The sequence below is a fragment of the Streptomyces sp. CB02366 genome (assembly GCF_001905905.1).
Classification (GTDB): domain Bacteria; phylum Actinomycetota; class Actinomycetes; order Streptomycetales; family Streptomycetaceae; genus Streptomyces.
Genome location: NZ_LIVT01000002.1, coordinates 269,093 through 286,700, shown reverse-complemented (window position 1 = coordinate 286,700; position 17,608 = coordinate 269,093). Strand labels below are relative to the sequence as shown.

Here is a 17,608-nt window from a genome sequence, read left to right as displayed (position 1 = left end):
AGCCGCCCCGATACCGGATGTATCGGGGCGGTCCCGACAACGCGGCGAGCGTGCGTGCCGGGCGTCGCCGAACAGGCGGGACTTTCGAAACACGTCCTAGGGCCTCTCGTTCGGATCGGGCCGGGCTCGCGGGGGGCCGGCACGCGCTCCCCGGGCTTCTCGGCTTCGCGCGAGCAGGGGGAGGGCCCCTGCGGCGTTGTCGTCAGTCGCCCGTGCTCCCTTCCCCGGCCCCTCGATCCCGTTCCAGCGGGGAGGCCCCGGCCGGGCCCCTCCTCCGTCTCGCACCCGCACGCTCCGGGCCCCGCCCCGGGTCCGGCCCGATCCGAGCGGAGGGCCGGTGGGGCTCAAACGGCTTCGCGGGCCGATCCTGCCCCTTGCGGGCGTACGGCGAACGGCAGCAGCGCCACTGTTACGTTGTCGTGGCCCCCGCCGTCGAGCGCGTGTCCCACGAGCACCCGGGCGGCGTGCAGCGGACGCTCCTGGGCGTCGTCCGGGACGACGGCGGCCATCTCCTCGGCGGACTCCGCGTAGTTCCACAGGCCGTCCGTGCACACCACCACCAGGCCCGGCCGGTCCGGTTTGAACGCGGCGGTGTGCGGCTCCAGTTCGTACGCGTCGGCGCCGAGCCAGCCGGTGATGGCGTGGGCGCGGTCGTCCGCGTAGGCCTCCGCCTCGTTCATCAGGCCCGCCGCCACCATCTGCGCGGCCCAGGAGTCGTCCTCGGTGAGCCGGGCGGTGGGCCGGGACCGGTCCTGAGGCACCCAGTAGGCGCGGCTGTCGCCGACCCAGCCGATGATCAGCAGGTCATCCGCCACGACCGCGCCGACCAGGGTGCAGGCCGGGGCGTTCTGATGGCGGTGCGTGTCGTGCTCCATCGCCCCGGCCGGCTCCTGTGCCAGGGCGTTGACCGCTTCGGACGCGGCGACGATCGCCTCGTGCATCGCCTGCTGCGGGTGCGTACCGCGCGGCAGGGACTCCAGCAGCGCCTCGTTGGCGGCGCTCGCGGCGGCGGCCGACGCCTCGTCCGGGCGGCTCGCCGAGGAGACTCCGTCGCAGACGATCGCGACGATGGCCGGCGAACCGTCCGGCAACGCGGTCGAGGAGACCGCGAAGGAGTCCTCGTTGCGGTGGTGGCGCAGCCCCCGGTCGCTGACGGCGGCCACCGCGTCGAGCTCCTGCTCCATGTGGTCGCGCTCGCGGGGCTGGGCGTGCCCGCAGTTCTCGCAGTAGCCGTCGGGGTCCACCCGGCCGGAGCGGCACGCCACACAGACCTTCGCCCCGGAGGCGGGGACGGCGGGGGCGGCCGGGGCGTGTTCCGCCGTACGGGGGTCGGGCGCGGCCAACGGGAAGTCACCGGAGTCCGCCGCACCGTGCGGGTCGGCCGCACCGTGCGGGTCGGCCGCACCGGCCGGGGGCGCGACGCCCCCCGCGGCCGCCGCAGCGTCCGCAGCCGCCGCTCCGCCCGGGGCCCCTCGGTGGTCGTGGCGTACGCGGACGGCCTCGGCCTCGTGGTCCGGCGCCCCGTCCGGCCCGGCCGGGGGCACGGTGAGGGCCATCGTGGGCCGGTCGCCGGGGCGCGTCGGCACGGCCGAGAGGTCGTAGCCGCACGCTCCGCAGAAGCGGTCGCCCGTATCCAGCGGCTCCTCGCAGCCGGGGCACCTCGCCAGGGCGGGCTGCTGGTGGCTCTGTGACATCTTCACACCCACGTCCGGGGGCGGAAACGGTTGGCCCGCTCCACCAGTTCGATCCTCTCGTCGCCCCGCTGCGCGAGCCGGGCGAGCATGCGGTACGAGCGTTCGAGCCCGAACCGCAGTCCCCGTTCGTCCAGTTCGGCGCCGAGCAGCTTCCGTGCACCGCCCGGCGCACCGGCGGCCGGTCCGCCCGACCCCTGGACACCGGGACTACCGGAGAGTACCCAGTCCAGCGCCTTGCCCAGTACCTCGGTCGACAACTGCTCGTGGCGCACCGGGTCCAGACCGAAGGCCGCCAGCGCCGTCACCTGGTCCCCGGCGGCCGTCAGATCGGCCCGCAGCGGCTCGTGGTGCGAGCGCTCGCGCAACCGCGCCCGGACGGCGGCCACCCGCGCCGCCGTGTAGTGGATCGACGCCTCCGGCACCGACTCCAGGGCGGCCACCGCCGCCCCCCGCTCACCGGCCGCCATCCGCACCCGGGCCAGGCCGAACGCGGCGCTGACGAACCCCGGGTCGGTCGCCCACACCAGGCGGTAGTACTCGGCGGCGTTGTCCAGCTGGCCCAGCACCTCCGCACAGATCCCCAGCGCCAGCTTGGGCGCGGTCTCACCGGGGAACGCGTCGTAGACCGCGTCGAAGGAGAGCGCCGCCGACTCGTGGTCGCCGGTCACCAGCGAGGCGATCCCGCGGTACCAGACCACCCGCCAGTCGTCGGGGTGTTCACCCTCCAGAGTGGACAGCGCGCGGGCGGCCGAGTCCAGGTCCCGCATCTCCAGACGGGCCCGCAGCTCCCGCAGCCGGGTCTCCAGCGAAGGGGCCGGAACCGTGTGCAGGGCGGTGATCAGCTCGGCCGGGGCGGAGGCCATGAGCCCGGCCAGGAAACCGGCGTTCGGGTCCGTCGCGTCGACCCGGGGGACCGGCAGCGCCAACGAGGCGCCCCGGGTGTCGAACGGGGCGAGCCGGGCGCCCCCGGAGGAACCGTACGGGCCGGCCGGCACGACGTACGGTCCGGCGGGCGGGTCCGGGACGGGCTCGGCCGCCCGGGGCCCCGGTACAGGGGCGTGCGCCGAGGGGGGGTACGGGAGCGGAGCCCCGCCGCCCGGCGCGGAACCCCGGACGTGGGTCGGCTCCACGGCCAGCGGAGCGGCCCCCGGCCCGGGCGCGCCGCCCCCCGCCGGGCCGTGCGGCTGCGCGCCCACCGGCATCGCCCCGGCCACCGCCGAGGCCACGGCCCCCGGAGCGACCGGCTGCGCCTGCCCGGCGGAGCCCCGCGCCGGAACGCCGGGGACCGGACGCCCGCGGCCCCCGCGCCGGCCCCCCGGCCCGCGCGCCGCGCCGGTGTCCCGGCCGCCCAGCAGCGAGACGTCGTCGGTCTGCGGGGCGAACAGCTCCGTGTCGACCACGCGCAGTTCCGCGCCGAACAGCGTCGACAGCGCCGGACGCGGCCGGCCGGTCTGCAGCGCCACCACCTCCCGCAGCACCCCCGTCAACTGCTCGGCCATCTCCGCCGCCGAGGCGAAACGGCGGCCCGGGTCCGGATCGGTGGCCCGCACCAGCAGCCGGTAGAACGACTCGTAGGCGCGGAACACCTCGATCGTGTCCGGGTCGGGGAGGGCGTCGATGTAGACGTTCGTGTACCCCTGGAAGTCGAAGGTGAGGACCGCCAGCGTCCGGGCCACCGTGTACAGGTCGGAGGCGACCGAGGGGCCCAGCTCCGCGACCTCCGGGGCCTGGTAGCCCACCGTGCCGTAGATCGCCGACTCGTCGTCGTCCATCCGGCGCACCGCGCCCATGTCGATCAGCTTGAGCTGGTCTTCGGTCTGGATCGCGTTGTCGACCTTGAAGTCGCAGTACAGGAGGTTGCGGCTGTGCAGGTGGCCCAGCGCCTCCAGCGCCTCGATCCCGTACGCGCACGCCTGCTCCACCGGCAGCGGGTCGCGCTTCCCGGCCGGGGTGCGGCGCTCGTTGGCGATCTCCTTGAGCGACTTGCCGCCGACGTACTCCATCACGATGTAGCCGTCCAGCGAACCCGTCCGCTGGTCCAGGTGCTCGACGAAGTTGTAGATCCGCACGATGTTGGCGTGCTCGATCTCGGCGAGGAAGCGGCGCTCGGAGATCGCGGCGGCCATCGCGTCCTGGTCGCCGGTGTCCAGCAGGCCCTTGAGGACCACCCAGCGGTCCGACACGGCCCGGTCCACCGCCAGATACACCCAGCCGAGCCCGCCGTGCGCCAGGCAGCCCACGACCTCGTACTGGCCGTGCACGACGTCACCGCTGTTCAGCTTCGGCACGAAGGAGTAGGGGTGCCCGCACTTGGTGCAGAACCCCTCGGTGCGCCCCGGCCGCCCACCGCGCGCCCGCCCCACCGGAGCGCCGCAGTCCGAACGGGAGCAGAACCGCTTCCGCTCCGGCACCTCCGCGTGCTCCATCACCGCCGTGCGCGGATCGTGCCGGGGCACGTCCGGCACCTGGACCAGTCCGGCGCCCAGCCGCCCCCGCGCCGAGGCGGCCGAGGTCGAGCCGGAGGAGCGCACCGAGACCGACCGGGAGGCGGACGCCCCGGGCAGCGAGCGCGACAGCCGGCCGGAGACCGAACGGCGCGAGGACGACGAACGGGACGAGGACCGGGCGGAGGCGCGGGAGCCCGACCGCTGCGAGGAACTGTCCGGCCCGCCGGGCCGCCCGCCCCCGGCGATCCCGGTGGGCGGCGAGGAGACCATGCCCGTCGGCGAGACGACCGGCGCCAGACCGCAGGTGTCGCAGTACAGCTCACCGCCGCCCATGTCCTCGTAGGCCCCCTCGCAGGAGGGCCGCTGGCACCGCGTACTCATCGTCTCTCCCCCTGTCCGCCCGCGCCCCACCGGTCCTCGGGCTCCTCGGACCGGTGGGGCGTCAGCGCGTCCGCGACCGCGTGCTGGTAGCGCAGGACGGCCTGCTCGGCGGCGCGCAGATCGCACGGAGCGCTCCACAGCATGCGGCGGGCCGCGTCGTACCGCTCGATCAGCACCAGGTCCTCCGCCAGACCGTGCCGGGCCGCCTTCGCCTTGTACGCGTCCAGCCGGCCGCGCAACTCCGCACGGACCGCCAGCGGAGCGGTCACCGACGTCAACGACTCGCGGGCACGCAGCAGTTCCTCCTCGGCCTCCTGCTCCAGCGCCTCCAGCAGCGGCGACAACCGGTGCCACCGGGCACGCCTGCGGTGGTCCGACGCCGCCGCCAGCCGCTCCTGGAGGGCGGTCGGCGGCCCGCTGACCGCCGGCACCTCGGAGGCGGCGATCTTGGCCAGCACCTCGCCCCGCGCCGCCCGCGCCTCGCTCAGGGTCCGGTCGGCCCGCGAGAGCACGTCCCGCAACCGCGCCAGGCGCGCCTCCGCGTCCTGGCGCACCGAGAGGACCGCCTCGATCTCCCGCCGTACGTCCTCCAGGGCGCGGGCCGCCCGGTCGTAGCGCGAGGTGTCGGGGCGGCCGCCGCCCGGCGCGGCGCTGCCGGGGCCCGGCAGCCAGAACGCCAGGGGGTCGGAGACCACCTGCGCCCGCAGCGTGGTCAGCTCCTCGGTGATCGCCACCAGGTCGTCCCCGGCCGGATGCTCACCGGGCCGCACCCCCACCGAGTGCGCCAGCGAACGCGTCCGGTGCAGTTCGGCCGCGAGCAGGTCGATCCGGGCGGGCAGCGCCGACCAGACCGCGTCGGAGGCGACGACCATGTCCAGCGACCTGGCGTACAGCTCGTTCATCCGGGCCACCAGCTCCTGGAGCGAGAACCGCTCGGAGAGCCGGGCCGGGCCCGCGGCCGGGGGCGGCGGCACCGCGCCCGCGTTGGCGACGGTGACCGCCTCGCCGCGCAGCAACTCCGTCAACGCCAGAAGGTCCTCCCGGTTCGGGTGCCGGCGGCGCGCACGGATCTCCCGGGCCTCGGCCAGCGCCCCCGCGTACGCGTCGAAGTACGCCCACAGCAGGGTGATCGACCGCTCGGTCGTGGCCCAGCGCTCCCGGGTGACGCCGGTCAGCTCGGCCCCCTCCAGCAGCCGGCGGCCGGCATGGTCCTGGAGCGCGAGGAGCGAGGTCTCGATCGCCTCGTGCTCCGCGCCGAGCCGGGCCAGCGCACGGTCCGCCTCCTCCCGGTCCAGGACCGGTCCGGGGGGACTCCCCGTGAAGCCGGGGAAGGATCCCGCGACGCCCATCGATCACCTCTCCGCTCTCCCCGCCGGGCCGGTGGGCCCGGCGGGATCGGTCTGCTTGGGTCCGGCTCCGGCCCGCTCGCCCCGGCCCGCCCGGAGGAGCTCCGGGTCAGTCGCCGCGGTACGCGGGGGCGGGCGGCCCGGATATCCCGGGCAGCCCGGCCGCCAGCCACCGCCGGTAGGACGTCATCCACGCGCTGTCGTCGCCGCCCGCCCGGAAGTCGACGAGGACCTTGTTCACCCGGGCCACCAGGTCGTCGGCGCCCTTCTTCACCGCGACGCCGTAGTACTCGGTGGTGAACGGGGCCTTCCCCTTGAGCTCCACCGCCGGGTCCTGCGCCGCCTGACCGGCCGCCAGGGCGTTGTCCGTGACCACCGCGTCGACCTCGCCCAGCTGGAGCCGCACCAGGCAGTCCAGCTGGTTGGGCACGGTCAGCAGGTCCGGATCGCGCTCGGTGCCGTCGTAGGCGTCCTTGTAGAGCGCCCCGAACGACTGCTTCTCCAACGCCTCGTACGCCGTGGAGCCCTCCGCCGAACAGACCCGCTTGCCCTGGAGCGAGGCGTCGTACCCGGTGATCGCCGACTCCTTCGGGGCGAGCACCTGCTGCCCGGTCCGGAAGTAGGCGGTGGAGAAGGAGACCTGTTCGAGCCGCTTGCAGTTGATCGTCATCGTCCGCACCACCACGTCGACCCGGCCGTGCTCCAGGGCGGCGATGCGCTGGTTGGTGGGGATCGCGCGGAAGACCACCGCGTCCGGATCGCCCAGCACGTCCCCGGCGATGGCCCGCACCAGATCGATGTCGAACCCTTCGAGCTGCCGGCTCTCCGGGTTGCGGTAACCCCAGCGGAAGCTGTTCTGGTCGACGCCCGCGATCAGCTTGCCGCGCCGCTTGATCCGGTCGATGTTCGGCCCGTCGCCGCCGGACGGGCGCAGGCTCGCCTCCGGCTCGGTGCACGCCTGCGCGCGCGCCCCCTCGGCGGTCACCACCCCGCCGCCCGGGAGGCCCGCCCCGGCCGCCCCGCCGCCGTGGTTCGCCAGCGGCAGCAAGGTGACCGCGGCGGTGAACGCGCACGCCGCCGCCATCCCCGTCACGCCGCCCCAGCCGCGCAGACGGCGCGCGGGCCGGCCCTTCGACCTGCTCATCGCTGCCCCTCTCACCGGTACTCCGCGAGCCTGCGGTTGACCCCGGCGATCACCGCGGCGGCCCCCAGGACCGCCAGCACGACGGCCCCCGTGGGCAGACCCCGCAGAGCCCCGCGCCCGTCCTTCGCCGCCGACGCGAACTCGCCCTCCTCATGGGCCAGCGCCTTCTCCAACGCGGTGTCCACCTGCCGGAAGGACTGCCCGGTGGACTTCCCGGTCCCGATGACCCGCTCCAGAGCGCCGTCGTAGTCGCCCCGGTCGTCCGTGGCACGGGCCTCGCGGTGGCGGGTTTGCCACTGGGCCACGGCCTCGGCCGCGTCGGCCACGGGGGCCTTCCCGCCCGCGTCGTCCGCGAGCCGCCCGGCTTTCCCCAGCCGGTCCTCCAGCGTCCTCATCCCCGTGCCGTAGTCCGCCTCGTACTGGTCGGCGGAGCCGTCGGGGGTCAGCACCGCGCCGCGCGCCACCAGGGTGAGGTTCTCGTTGGCACGCGCCTTGAGGGAGCTGATCCGGGCGTCGTTGAGCACGTCCAGGGACGCCTGGCCGTGCACCATCGCCGCGCGCAGCTCCGCACGGGCCACCGTGTGCCCCGCGACCGCCCAGAGCACCACCACCGAGGCGGCGGCCGTCGCCGCCAGCAGCCCGCGGTTCAGCACCCGGTTGGTCCGGCGGTAGGTGCGCCGCTGCATCCACACCAGGGCGCCGAGCACCACGATCCCCGCGCCGACCGACAGCAGGGGCAGGCGCCGGGCGTCGGCGGAGTCCGCCTCCAGTCGGCCCGTCTCCGCCGCGTACAGCCGCTCGGCGGCCGGCAGCATCTCGCCGGCCATCTTCCGGTTCGCGTACCGGAGATAGGCGCCGCCCAGCGGCAGGCCCTGGCGGTTGTTGGCGCGGGCACGCTCGATCAGGCCCGTGTAGACCGGCAGCAGCTTGTTGAGGGCGGCTATCTCACGGCTGGAGGCGCTGCCCGGCTCGGTGTTCCCCGATGCCTTCACCAGCAGCCGGGCCGCCTCCTCGATGTCCTCGCGGTACCGCTCCCGCACGGCTTCGGGCTCCTGCGCTCCGGCGAGGAACCCGCCGGCCGCCGTGGTGTCGGCGTCCGCCAGGGAGCGGTAGACGTCCGCCGCGTCGGCGCTGAGCGGCTGGCTGCGGCCGGCCACGTCGTCCGCGGCGGCGGCCCGCTGCGAGATCTCCAGGGTGGTCACCGCGCCGAACGCCACGACCAGCAGCGCCAGGACGGCCCCGATGATCCGGAGCCGGCCGGGCTCGGTCGTCGCCGCCGCGCGCAGCCGTTCCACCTGGACGGTCCGAGCGGCGCGGGGCCGGGCGGGCACGGCGGTGGGCGCGGGCACCGGGTCCGGTGCGCGCAACGTCTGCGAGCCGCCGCTCGGCGGGTGTGTCACTCGCCCTCCCCCTCGGTCGCCGACGACGGGCGCCGTCCCCGTCCCGTTGTCCGCTCCCCGTCGCCCGTCCCCGCATTCGACCAGGGCGGGCGCAGCCGATCAAGGCAAGCGGCGCAACGCGCCCGGATACATCCCCATAAGCGAACGGACTTCCCATCAGGTACACGTTCCACGGGCCCGATCGGTTCCCTCCCGCCCCCCCGTACGCCGGGCGTTCACCCGTACGGGGAGCGCACACGGAGCGTCCCCCCACGCGCACCGCGTGGGGGGACGTCCCGCCGGGCCCCGCCCGGCCCGGAACCTCAGACGTACTGCCCGCGCAGCCGCCGGTGGACCTCCGGCCCCGCCCCCGTGCGGTCCAGGCCCAGCAACGCCGCGCCCAGCACCGGCGGTTCGGAGACCACGCGCACCTCCGCCTTCGGGGCGCGGGCCGCCAGGAGCACGGCGATGCGGTCGTCGAGCTGCGGGTGACGGGCGGCCAGCACGCTGCCGCCCAGCAGCACCGGGACCTCCTCCTCCAGCAGGTCGAGCCGGGACAGCGCGACCGAGGCCATCGCCACCACCTCGTCGGCCAGCCGCTCCACCAGCGCCAGGGCCACCGCGTCCCCGGCCGCGGCCGTGGCGAACAGCACCGGCGTCAACTCGTGCCGCCGCACCATCGGAACGGAGCCCCGGTGCAGCGCCTCGATCAGCGCGTACATCGAGTCGAGCCCGAAGTGGGCCGGCAGCGCCCGGGCCAGCTCGGACGCCTCGCCGCGCCCGTCCTCGGCGCGCGCGGCGAACCACAGCGCCTCCTCGGCGAGCCCCGAACCGCCGCCCCAGTCACCGGATATCCGTCCGATGGCGGGGAAGCGGGCGGACCGCCCGTCCGGGGTCATGCCCACGCAGTTGATCCCGGCCCCGCACACCACCGCGACGCCCCGGGGCTCGTCCACCCCGGCGCGCAGGATCGCGAAGGTGTCGTTGCGCACCTCCACCGAGGAGCCCCAGCCGCGGGCCTCCAGGGCCGCCGCCAACTCGGCCTCCTCGACCGGCAGATCGGCGTTGGCCAGGCACGCGGAGACGTGTACCGAGGAGCCCGGCGGGGCGAGCGGGGCGTGCGGCCCGCCGCCTCCCGGCAGCTCCGCGACCGCTCGCCCCAGCGTCTCGGCCAGCACGTCGATCGCGGTCTCCACCCCGACCACGGGCGGCTGGAAACCGCCGCCGCGCGCCGTGGACAGCACCGTGCCGTCCTCACCGATCAGTGCCACGTCGGTCTTGCTGTTGCCCGCGTCGATGGCGACGACCGACACGTTCACGCCCACGCCAGGTGCTCCCGGTTGTGGGCGATCAGGCGGTCGGTGAGGCCCTCGGCGTGATCGAACTGGCCGATCAGCGGGTGGGCGAGCAGCGCCTTGAAGACCCGGTCCCGGCCACCGCGCAGCGCGGCGTCCAGGGCGAGGTCCTCGTACGCCGTCACGTTGGCGATGAGACCGGCGTACAGCGGGTCCAGTGCCGGGACTGCCAGGGGGACCGCGCCGTCGCGCCCGACCCGGGCCTGGACCTCGATCACCGCGTCGTCCGGGAGGAACGGCAGGGTGCCCCGGTTGTACGTGTTGACCACCTGGACCGGCGATCCGCCGTCGCCCAGGAGGGAGGCCGCCAGGTCCACGGCCGCCTCGGAGTAGAACGCGCCGCCCCGCTTGGCCAGCAGTTCGGGCTTCTCGTCCAGCGACGGGTCGCCGTACATCGCGAGGAGTTCCTTCTCCATCGCCGCGACCTCGGCGGCCCGCGACGGCTTGGAGCCCAACTCCTTCACCACCTCGTCGTGGGCGTAGAAGTAGCGCAGGTAGTACGAGGGGACGACGCCGAGCCGGTCCACGATCCGCCGGTCCATGCGGAGGTCGGCGGCGACGGCGTCGCCGTGCTCCGCGAGCAGCCGGGGCAGGACGTCCTCGCCGTCCGGGCCGCCGAGCCGCACCCCCAGCTCCCACGTCAGGTGGTTGAGGCCGACGTGGTCGAGGTGCACCTCGGAGGGGTTCACGTCCAGCAGCCGGGCGAACTTGCGCTGGAAGCCGATCGCCACGTTGCACAGGCCGACCGCCTTGTGCCCGGCCTGCAGGAGGGCGCGGGTGACGATGCCGACCGGGTTGGTGAAGTCGATGATCCAGGCGTCCGGGTTGGCGCGGCGGACCCGCTCGGCGATGTCCAGGACGACGGGCACGGTGCGCAGCGCCTTGGCGAGGCCGCCGGCGCCGGTGGTCTCCTGGCCGACGCAGCCGCACTCCAGCGGCCAGGTCTCGTCCCGTTCGCGCGCGGCCTGCCCGCCGACGCGCAGTTGGAGCAGGACCGCGTCGGCGTCGGCCACGCCCGCGTCCACGTCGGTCGTGGTCGTGATCCTCCCCGCGTGGTCCTGCTTGGCGAAGATCCGCCGGGCGAGGCCGCCGACGAGCTCCAGGCGGTCGGCCGCCGGATCGACGAGCACCAGCTCCTCGATCGGCAGCGTGTCCCGCAGCCGGGCGAATCCGTCGATCAGTTCAGGGGTGTAGGTGGACCCGCCACCCACTACTGCGAGCTTCATGTCAGCCCTTTACTCCGGTCAGTGTGACGCCCTCGACGAATGCCTTCTGGGCGAAGAAGAAGACGGCGATCACGGGGGCCATGACCAGGACGGTCGCGGCCATGGTCAGGTTCCAGTCGGTGTGGTGCGCGCCCTTGAAGGATTCCAGGCCGTAACTGAGCGTCCAGGCGGCCGGGTTCTCCGAGGCGTAGATCTGTGGTCCGAAGTAGTCGTTCCAGGCGGCGAAGAACTGGAAGAGGGCGATGGCCGCGATGCCCGGCCTGGCCATCGGGAGGACGACCTTGACCAGCGTGCGGAACTCGCCGCAGCCGTCGACCTTCGCCGCGTCCAGGTACTCGTTCGGGATGGTCAGCAGGAACTGCCGCAGCAGGAAGATGGAGAACGCGTCGCCGAAGGCCATCGGGATGATCAGCGGCCACAGGGTGCCGGAGAGGTCCATCTGCTTGGCCCAGAACAGGTACATCGGGATGATGACGACCTGCGGCGGCAGCATCATCATCGAGATGACGAGCATCAGCGACAGCCTGCGGCCCCGGAAGCGGAACTTCGCCAGCGCGTACGCCACCGGGATCGACGACACCACGGTGAGGACGGTGCCCACGCCCGCGTACAGCAGGGTGTTGCGCCACCAGACCAGGAAGCCGTCGGTGTGGAAGACCCGCGTGTAGTTGTCCCACTCCCAGGTGTTCGGGGTGAGGTCGCGGGTGAGCGCCTGCTGGTCGCTCATCAGCGAGGTCAGCACCACGAAGACGAACGGCAGCACGAAGAAGAGCGCGGCGGCGACCCCGAGGGAGTGCACGGCGATCCAGTGCAGCAGCGCCTTGCGGCGGGCGGTGCGGGAGGCCGGCGTCCGGGGCGCGGGGGCCGGGGCGGAGGCGGGGGCCGCGGTCTTTTCGACGAGATGGGTCATGGCTCAGTCACCGGCCGAGATCAGGTTGTTGCGGCCCCGCATCAGCAGTGCGGTGAAGGCCATGGCCAGGGCGAACAGGACGAGGGCGACGGCACAGGCGGCGCCGTAGTCGAAGCGCTGGAAGCCCAGGTTGTAGACGAGCTGCGGGAGCGTCAGTGTCGACTTGTCGGGATAGCCGGGTTCGAAGGACTGTCCGGAGCCGCCGATGACGCCGGAGGCGACCTTCCCGGCGACCAGGGGCTGCGTGTAGTACTGCATCGCCTGGATGACGCCCGTCACCACCGCGAACAGCACGATGGGCGAGATGTTCGGCAGGGTCACGAAGCGGAACTTCTGCCAGGCGGACGCGCCGTCCAGCTCCGCTGCCTCGTACTGCTCGGTGGGTACGTCCAGCAGCGCGGCCATGAAGATCACCATCAGGTCCCCGATGCCCCACACCGCGAGCATGGTGAGCGCCGGCTTGGACCAGGAGGCGTCGTTGAACCAGCCGGGCGTCGGCAGCCCCAGTTCCCCGAGGACCGAGTTGACCGGACCGGTGCCCGGGTTCAGCAGGAAGACGAAGGCGAGCGTCGCGGCGACCGGCGGGGCCAGGTAGGGCAGGTAGAACAGGGTCCGGAAGACCCCGGTCCCCGTCTTGATCCTCGTGATCAGCATCCCGATGCCGAGGCCGAAGACGACCCGGCAGGTGACCATGACGAGTACCAGCCACAGGGTGTTGCGCAGCGAGGGCCAGAACATCGGGTAGTCCTGGAAGACGTACGTCCAGTTCGCCAGTCCGTTGAAGACCGGCGCCCCGAACCCGTCGTACTCCATGAACGAGAAGTAGATCGTCGAGACCATCGGATACGCGAAGAAGACCGAGAACCCGATCAGCCACGGCGACATGAAGGCCGCCGTGCGCAGCGCCGACCTGCGGCGCTTCGAGCGGAGCGTGTGCGTCGTCATCGGGGGCTACTTGGCCTTGGCGATGTCGGTGTCGATCTGCTTCGCGGTCCTCTCCAGACCGGCCTGGAGGTCCTTCACCGCGCCCTTCTCGTACTGGTAGCCGAAGTCCTGGAGGGTCAGCTGGTACGTGGAGCCGTTGACGGCCCCGTCGGGCGTGTTGGACTTCGGGTGCTGGGCGATGTCCAGGAAGGTCTTGAAGCGCGGGTCGAACTTCAGGTCCGGCGACTTCAGCGCCTCGAACGTGGAGGGCACGTTGCGGATGCCGTTGGCGAACTCCACCACCGCCTTGGTGTCACTGGTCATGTACTTGACCAGCTCCCAGGCCGCGTTCTGCTTCTTGCTGGCCGGGGCGATGCCCACGATCGTGCCGGAGAGGAAGCCCTTGCCGTAGCTGTCGGCCTCGTCGTCGGCGACCGGCATCGGCGCCACGCCGATCTCGAAGCCGACCCCGGCGTCCTCGGCCATCCCGAGCCGCCACTCGCCGTCCAGCTGCATGGCGACCTGCCCGGTGTGGAACGGGTGCTTGGCGCCCCACTCGTCACCGAAGGTGCCCCGGTACTTCTCCAGTTTGGCGTAGCCGCCGAGGTCCTCGACGAGCTTCTTCTGGTAGGTGAACATCTCCGCGAACGCCGGGTCCTTGGCGACGTTGGACTTGCCGTTCTCGTCGAAGTACGCGTGGTCCCACGAGGACATGTAGTGGTCGGCGACGGTCTCGTAGCCGTGGAAGGTCGGCATGAACCCGAGCTGCTGGTAGCTGTCGCCCTTCTCGACCGTGAGCTTCTTCGCGACGCTCGCCAGCTCCGACATCGTCTTCGGCGGGGCGGTGATCCCGGCCTTCTCGAAGGCGTCCTTGTTGTAGTAGAGGCCGTAGGCGTCGGTGAGCAGCGGCAGGGCGCAGCGCTTGCCCTCGAACTGGGTGTAGTCCAGGAGGACCTTCGGGAAGGTCTTCTCCAGGTCGAGCTTCGACTTCTCGATGAACGGCTTCAGGTCCGCGAAGGCGCCGGACGAGCAGAACTTGCCGACGTTGGAGGTGGTGAACGAGGAGACCACGTCGGGTCCGTTCGAACCGCCCGCGCGCAGCGCCTGGTTCAGCTTGTCGTCGTTGATGTTGCCGGAGACCTTCACCGTGATGTTCGGGTGGGCCTTCTCGAACCGGTCGATGTTGTCCTGGACCGCCTTCACCTCGGCGGGCGCGCTCCAGCCGTGCCAGAAGTTGATCGTGGTCTTCGCGTTCGGGTCGTCGGAGGCGCCGGCCTCGGACTGGCCGGTGCACGCGGTGGCGAGCACCGATATCGCGGCCACGGCGACGGCGGTGGTGGTGAGACGGCTGGTGCGCATGACGGAACTCCCAGGGACGGGGAAGAGAATCAGACGGCGGGACGGGGAAGGGGCGTGGTTCAGCGCGAGGTGTCGAACACTTCGTCGCGGGTGTCGGCGAGCGCCCTCTCCAGGGCGCCGCGCAGGACGGGGGTGCGGTCGATCTCGCCGACCACCAGGCGGGGCCGGGAGGCGGCGAGTTCGGCCAGCTCGGACTGGATCAGGGAGCGCAGGACCTCGCCGCCCGCCGCGACCGCCCCGCCGGCGAGCACGATCAGCCCGGGGTCCAGGACGGCGGTGACGGAGGCGAGCCCGGTGGCCAGCCGCTGGGCGTACTGGTGCAGCAGCTCGGCGAGCGCCTCGTCCTCCTCGTGCGCCGCGGCCGCCCGCGCCAGCAGGCCGGCGGCGACCCGCGCGTACGGCTGCTGCGGGGTGTCGATGCCCAGCGACCTGGCGAGCCGGGGCACCGACTGGGCGCCCGCCAGCTCCTGGAAGCCGCCGCTGTTGGCTTTGACGACCTGGCGTACGAGCGGGGTGCCCGGCACCGGCAGGAAACCGACCTCGCCCGCCCCGCCGGTGAAGCCCCGGTGCAGCCGGCCGTTGATGACGAGGGCGGCGCCCAGGCCCTCCTCGTTCCACAGCAGGACGAAGTCCTCGTGGCCGCGGGCCGCGCCGAGGCGCTGCTCGGCGACGGCGACCAGGTTGACGTCGTTCTCGTACTCCACCGGCATCGGCAGGGACGCGGCCAGTTCGTCCAGCAGGGTGGGGGAGTGCCAGCCGGGCAGGTGCGAGGCGTACCGCAGCCGCCCGGTGCCCGGGTCGAACGCCCCCGGGGTGCCGATGACGATCCGGTGGACGTCCGCGCGGGTGAGCCCCGCGTCCTTCACCGCCCCGTCCAGCGCTTCGGCGACCTGGCGCACCACGCTGTCGGCGCGCCGCCCCGGGGTGGCCAGCTCGAACTCTCCGACCGTCCGCCCGGTCACGTCCGCGACGGCGGCGGCGATGCGCCGTCCGTTCACATCGAGCCCGGCGACGTGGGCGGCCCGCGCGTTCACCGTGTAGAGCTGGGCGTTGGGCCCGGGGCGCCCCTCGCTGGTCCCGGTGGCGACGACGAGCCCGGCCGCCTCCAGCCGGGCCAGCAGCTGGGAGGCGGTGGGCTTGGAGAGCCCGGTCAGCTTCCCGATCCGGGTCCGGGAGAGCGGACCGTGCTCCAGCAGCAGGTCGAGGGCGGCGCGGTCGTTCATGGCCCGCAGCACCCGGGGGGTGCCCGGGGTGTGGGGTGGGCCGGGAAGGTTTCCCGCCATCGTGGATGCACCGCCCTCTGCCGGGCAGGTACGCCCGCGACTCTGTTAGGAAAGTTTCCTGTTTGGTTGAGAGGACGTTAGAGCGCAGGCCACCGGGGCGTCAATGGGGACGGCTGTCGGACCACCAAAGTGTTACTGAGGGCGAGCAGGGGCGACCGTCGCGCCCCGACGTCGAAGGGGCGCTCCACCGGACCCGGTGGAGCGCCCCTTCGACGCCGGCCGCTACTTGTTCAGGTTCGTCGACGGCGGTATCGGGGTGGTCGCCAGGGACTGCGGGGAGGTCGCCGAGGCGTACGCGGAGGGGGCCGCCATCGCCGCCGTCGGGTCCGCCGTGGACTCGCCGTCCACGGGGAGCGGGGCCGGGCCGATCATCCGGATGCCCGCCTCGTCCAGCGCCCGCTTGATCCGCCAGCGCAGCTCGCGCTCCACGCCGACCGACTTGCCCGGCATCGTCTTCGCGGTCACCCGGACCGTCATCGAGTCCAGCAGGACCGCGTCCAGACCCAGCACCTCCACCGGGCCCCACAGCCGCTCCGACCAGGGCTCTTCCTTGGACATCGCGTCGGCGGCGGTGGTGATCGCCTCGCGGACCCGCTCCAGGTCCTCGGTCGGGCGCACCGTGACGTCGACCCCGGCCGTGGACCAGCCCTGGCTGAGGTTGCCGATCCGCTTCACCTCGCCGTTGCGGACGTACCAGATCTCGCCGTTGTCGCCGCGCAGCTTGGTGACGCGCAGCCCCACCTCGATGACCTCGCCGGAGGCCACCCCCGCGTCGACCGTGTCGCCCACCCCGTACTGGTCCTCCAGGATCATGAAGACGCCGGAGAGGAAGTCGGTGACCAGGTTGCGGGCGCCGAAGCCGAGGGCCACACCGGCGACGCCGGCCGAGGCGAGCAGCGGAGCCAGGTTGATCTTGAAGGCGCCCAGGACCATCAGGGCGGCCGTGCCCATGATCAGGAACGAGGCCACCGAGCGCAGGACGGAGCCGATGGCCTCCGAGCGCTGGCGTCTGCGTTCCGCGTTCACCAGCAGCCCGCCGAGCGCCGTGCCCTCCACGGCCTGGGCGCTGCGGTTCATCCGGTCGATGAGGTTGGTCAGGGCGCGGCGGATCAGATAGCGCAGCGTGATCGCGACCGCGACGATCAGCAGGATGCGCAGACCGGTGCTCAGCCAGGTGGACCAGTTCTCCTCGACCCAGCCCGCGGCGTTCCCGGCCTGTTCGGCGGCTTCGCCCAACGAGCCGACCGGCTCGGGAGACGGGGCTGCGGCCAAGAGGGCGGACAAGGACACGACGGGGACCTCCAGGGGGAAGACGGCTGGTCAGTAACAGTAACGAAGCCGGGGGAGTGGATCGTTGCCGTACGGAGAGGAGAGACGGGTCTCACCGGGAACACCCCCGCTGTGGCCGATCGCACATCGCGGACGGCCGCCCAGGTGAAGCACCTGCTCGGCGCCGACGGACGGTGCGCGGGGCCCGGAGTGAGAAAAATCCTCCCGGCCCGTTACCCGTACGTGGTGGCGCTCCGACCAGGCATGAGGAGAGACTGAGATCGGATCGTCCCGGCGCGAGCCACGCGCCGCCGGCGTACAAGGAGGCATCCACCGTGCCGCACGTCCTGGTTCTCAACGCGTCGTACGAGCCCCTCGGCGTCGTACCGCTCCGCCGCGCACTCGTCCTCGTCCTGGAGAACAAGGCCATCTGCCTGGAGGAGTCCGGCTCCTTCCTGCACAGTGCCACCCGGGCCGTGCCCGCCCCCAGCGTGGTCCGCCTCAAGCGCTTCGTCCGCATCCCCTACCGGGGTCCGGTGCCCCTGACGCGGCGGGCGCTGTTCGCCCGGGACGGCGGACGCTGCATGTACTGCGGGGCCGCCGCCACCAGCGTCGACCACGTCATCCCGCGCAGCCGGGGCGGACAGCACGCCTGGGACAACGTGGTGGCGGCCTGCCGCCGCTGCAACCACGTCAAGGCCGACCGCCACCTGCCCGAGCTGGGCTGGCGACTGCGCCATCAGCCCGCCCCGCCGACCGGCCTGGCCTGGCGGATCATCGGGACCGGACACCGCGACCCGCGCTGGCTGCCGTACCTGCAACCGTTCGGCGCGGACGACGCGGTGGCCCGGATCGACGGCGTTTCCGCCTGAGACCGGGCCTCTCCCGCTC

13 protein-coding genes are annotated in these 17,608 nt (G+C 73.2%); 1 reads left to right on the top strand and 12 read right to left on the bottom strand.

The features are described 5' to 3' along the window. Positions 1–344: 344 nt before the first annotated feature. From AMK24_RS06925 to AMK24_RS06870, 12 genes are all read right to left on the bottom strand, one after another. Positions 345–1,694, bottom strand: a complete 1,350-nt coding sequence (locus AMK24_RS06925) for a PP2C family serine/threonine-protein phosphatase (protein ID WP_199876383.1) — start codon at positions 1,692–1,694, stop codon at positions 345–347. A 2-nt stretch (positions 1,695–1,696) separates the two neighbouring features. Continuing rightward, the gene (locus AMK24_RS06920) at positions 1,697–4,522 is read right to left on the bottom strand and encodes a serine/threonine-protein kinase (protein ID WP_073766126.1); all 2,826 of its coding nucleotides are present in this window, start codon (positions 4,520–4,522) and stop codon (positions 1,697–1,699) included. Next, entirely contained in the window at positions 4,519–5,871 is a 1,353-nt protein-coding gene (locus AMK24_RS06915; protein ID WP_073766124.1) for a hypothetical protein, read from the bottom strand. The genes AMK24_RS06920 and AMK24_RS06915 overlap by 4 nt, the downstream gene beginning before the upstream one ends. A 106-nt stretch (positions 5,872–5,977) precedes the next feature. Then, complete coding sequence (locus AMK24_RS06910) at positions 5,978–7,012, bottom strand: glutamate ABC transporter substrate-binding protein (protein WP_079190447.1); 1,035 nt, start codon at positions 7,010–7,012, stop codon at positions 5,978–5,980. An 11-nt stretch (positions 7,013–7,023) separates the two neighbouring features. Beyond that, positions 7,024–8,412, bottom strand: coding sequence for a hypothetical protein (locus AMK24_RS06905; RefSeq protein ID WP_073766120.1), 1,389 nt, complete (start codon positions 8,410–8,412; stop codon positions 7,024–7,026). 302 nt (positions 8,413–8,714) lie between these two features. Continuing rightward, positions 8,715–9,716 (bottom strand): N-acetylglucosamine kinase, encoded by a 1,002-nt coding sequence (locus AMK24_RS06900; RefSeq protein ID WP_073766118.1) that lies wholly within the window; start codon positions 9,714–9,716, stop codon positions 8,715–8,717. Continuing rightward, positions 9,707–10,972: a 6-phospho-beta-glucosidase gene (locus AMK24_RS06895; protein WP_073766116.1), complete on the bottom strand. Its 1,266-nt coding sequence runs from the start codon at positions 10,970–10,972 to the stop codon at positions 9,707–9,709. The genes AMK24_RS06900 and AMK24_RS06895 overlap by 10 nt, the downstream gene beginning before the upstream one ends. A gap of 1 nt (position 10,973) precedes the next feature. Continuing rightward, a complete protein-coding gene (locus AMK24_RS06890; RefSeq protein ID WP_073766114.1) occupies positions 10,974–11,882 on the bottom strand; it encodes a carbohydrate ABC transporter permease in 909 nt (302 codons plus the stop codon). A 3-nt stretch (positions 11,883–11,885) separates the two neighbouring features. After that, entirely contained in the window at positions 11,886–12,827 is a 942-nt protein-coding gene (locus tag AMK24_RS06885) for a carbohydrate ABC transporter permease (RefSeq protein WP_073766112.1), read from the bottom strand. A gap of 6 nt (positions 12,828–12,833) precedes the next feature. Further along, positions 12,834–14,165, bottom strand: coding sequence for an ABC transporter substrate-binding protein (locus AMK24_RS06880; RefSeq protein WP_073766110.1), 1,332 nt, complete (start codon positions 14,163–14,165; stop codon positions 12,834–12,836). Between the two features lie 59 nt (positions 14,166–14,224). Next, complete coding sequence (locus AMK24_RS06875; protein ID WP_073766108.1) at positions 14,225–15,448, bottom strand: ROK family transcriptional regulator; 1,224 nt, start codon at positions 15,446–15,448, stop codon at positions 14,225–14,227. Between the two features lie 222 nt (positions 15,449–15,670). Further along, the gene (locus tag AMK24_RS06870; RefSeq protein ID WP_073766106.1) at positions 15,671–16,738 is read right to left on the bottom strand and encodes a mechanosensitive ion channel family protein; all 1,068 of its coding nucleotides are present in this window, start codon (positions 16,736–16,738) and stop codon (positions 15,671–15,673) included. A 314-nt stretch (positions 16,739–17,052) separates the two neighbouring features. Here AMK24_RS06870 and AMK24_RS06865 point away from each other — a divergent pair, with 314 nt between their 5' ends. Beyond that, positions 17,053–17,589 carry an HNH endonuclease gene (locus AMK24_RS06865; protein ID WP_073766104.1) on the top strand — a complete coding sequence of 179 codons (537 nt, stop codon included), beginning with the start codon at positions 17,053–17,055 and terminating at the stop codon, positions 17,587–17,589. The last annotated feature ends 19 nt before the right edge of the window (positions 17,590–17,608 follow it).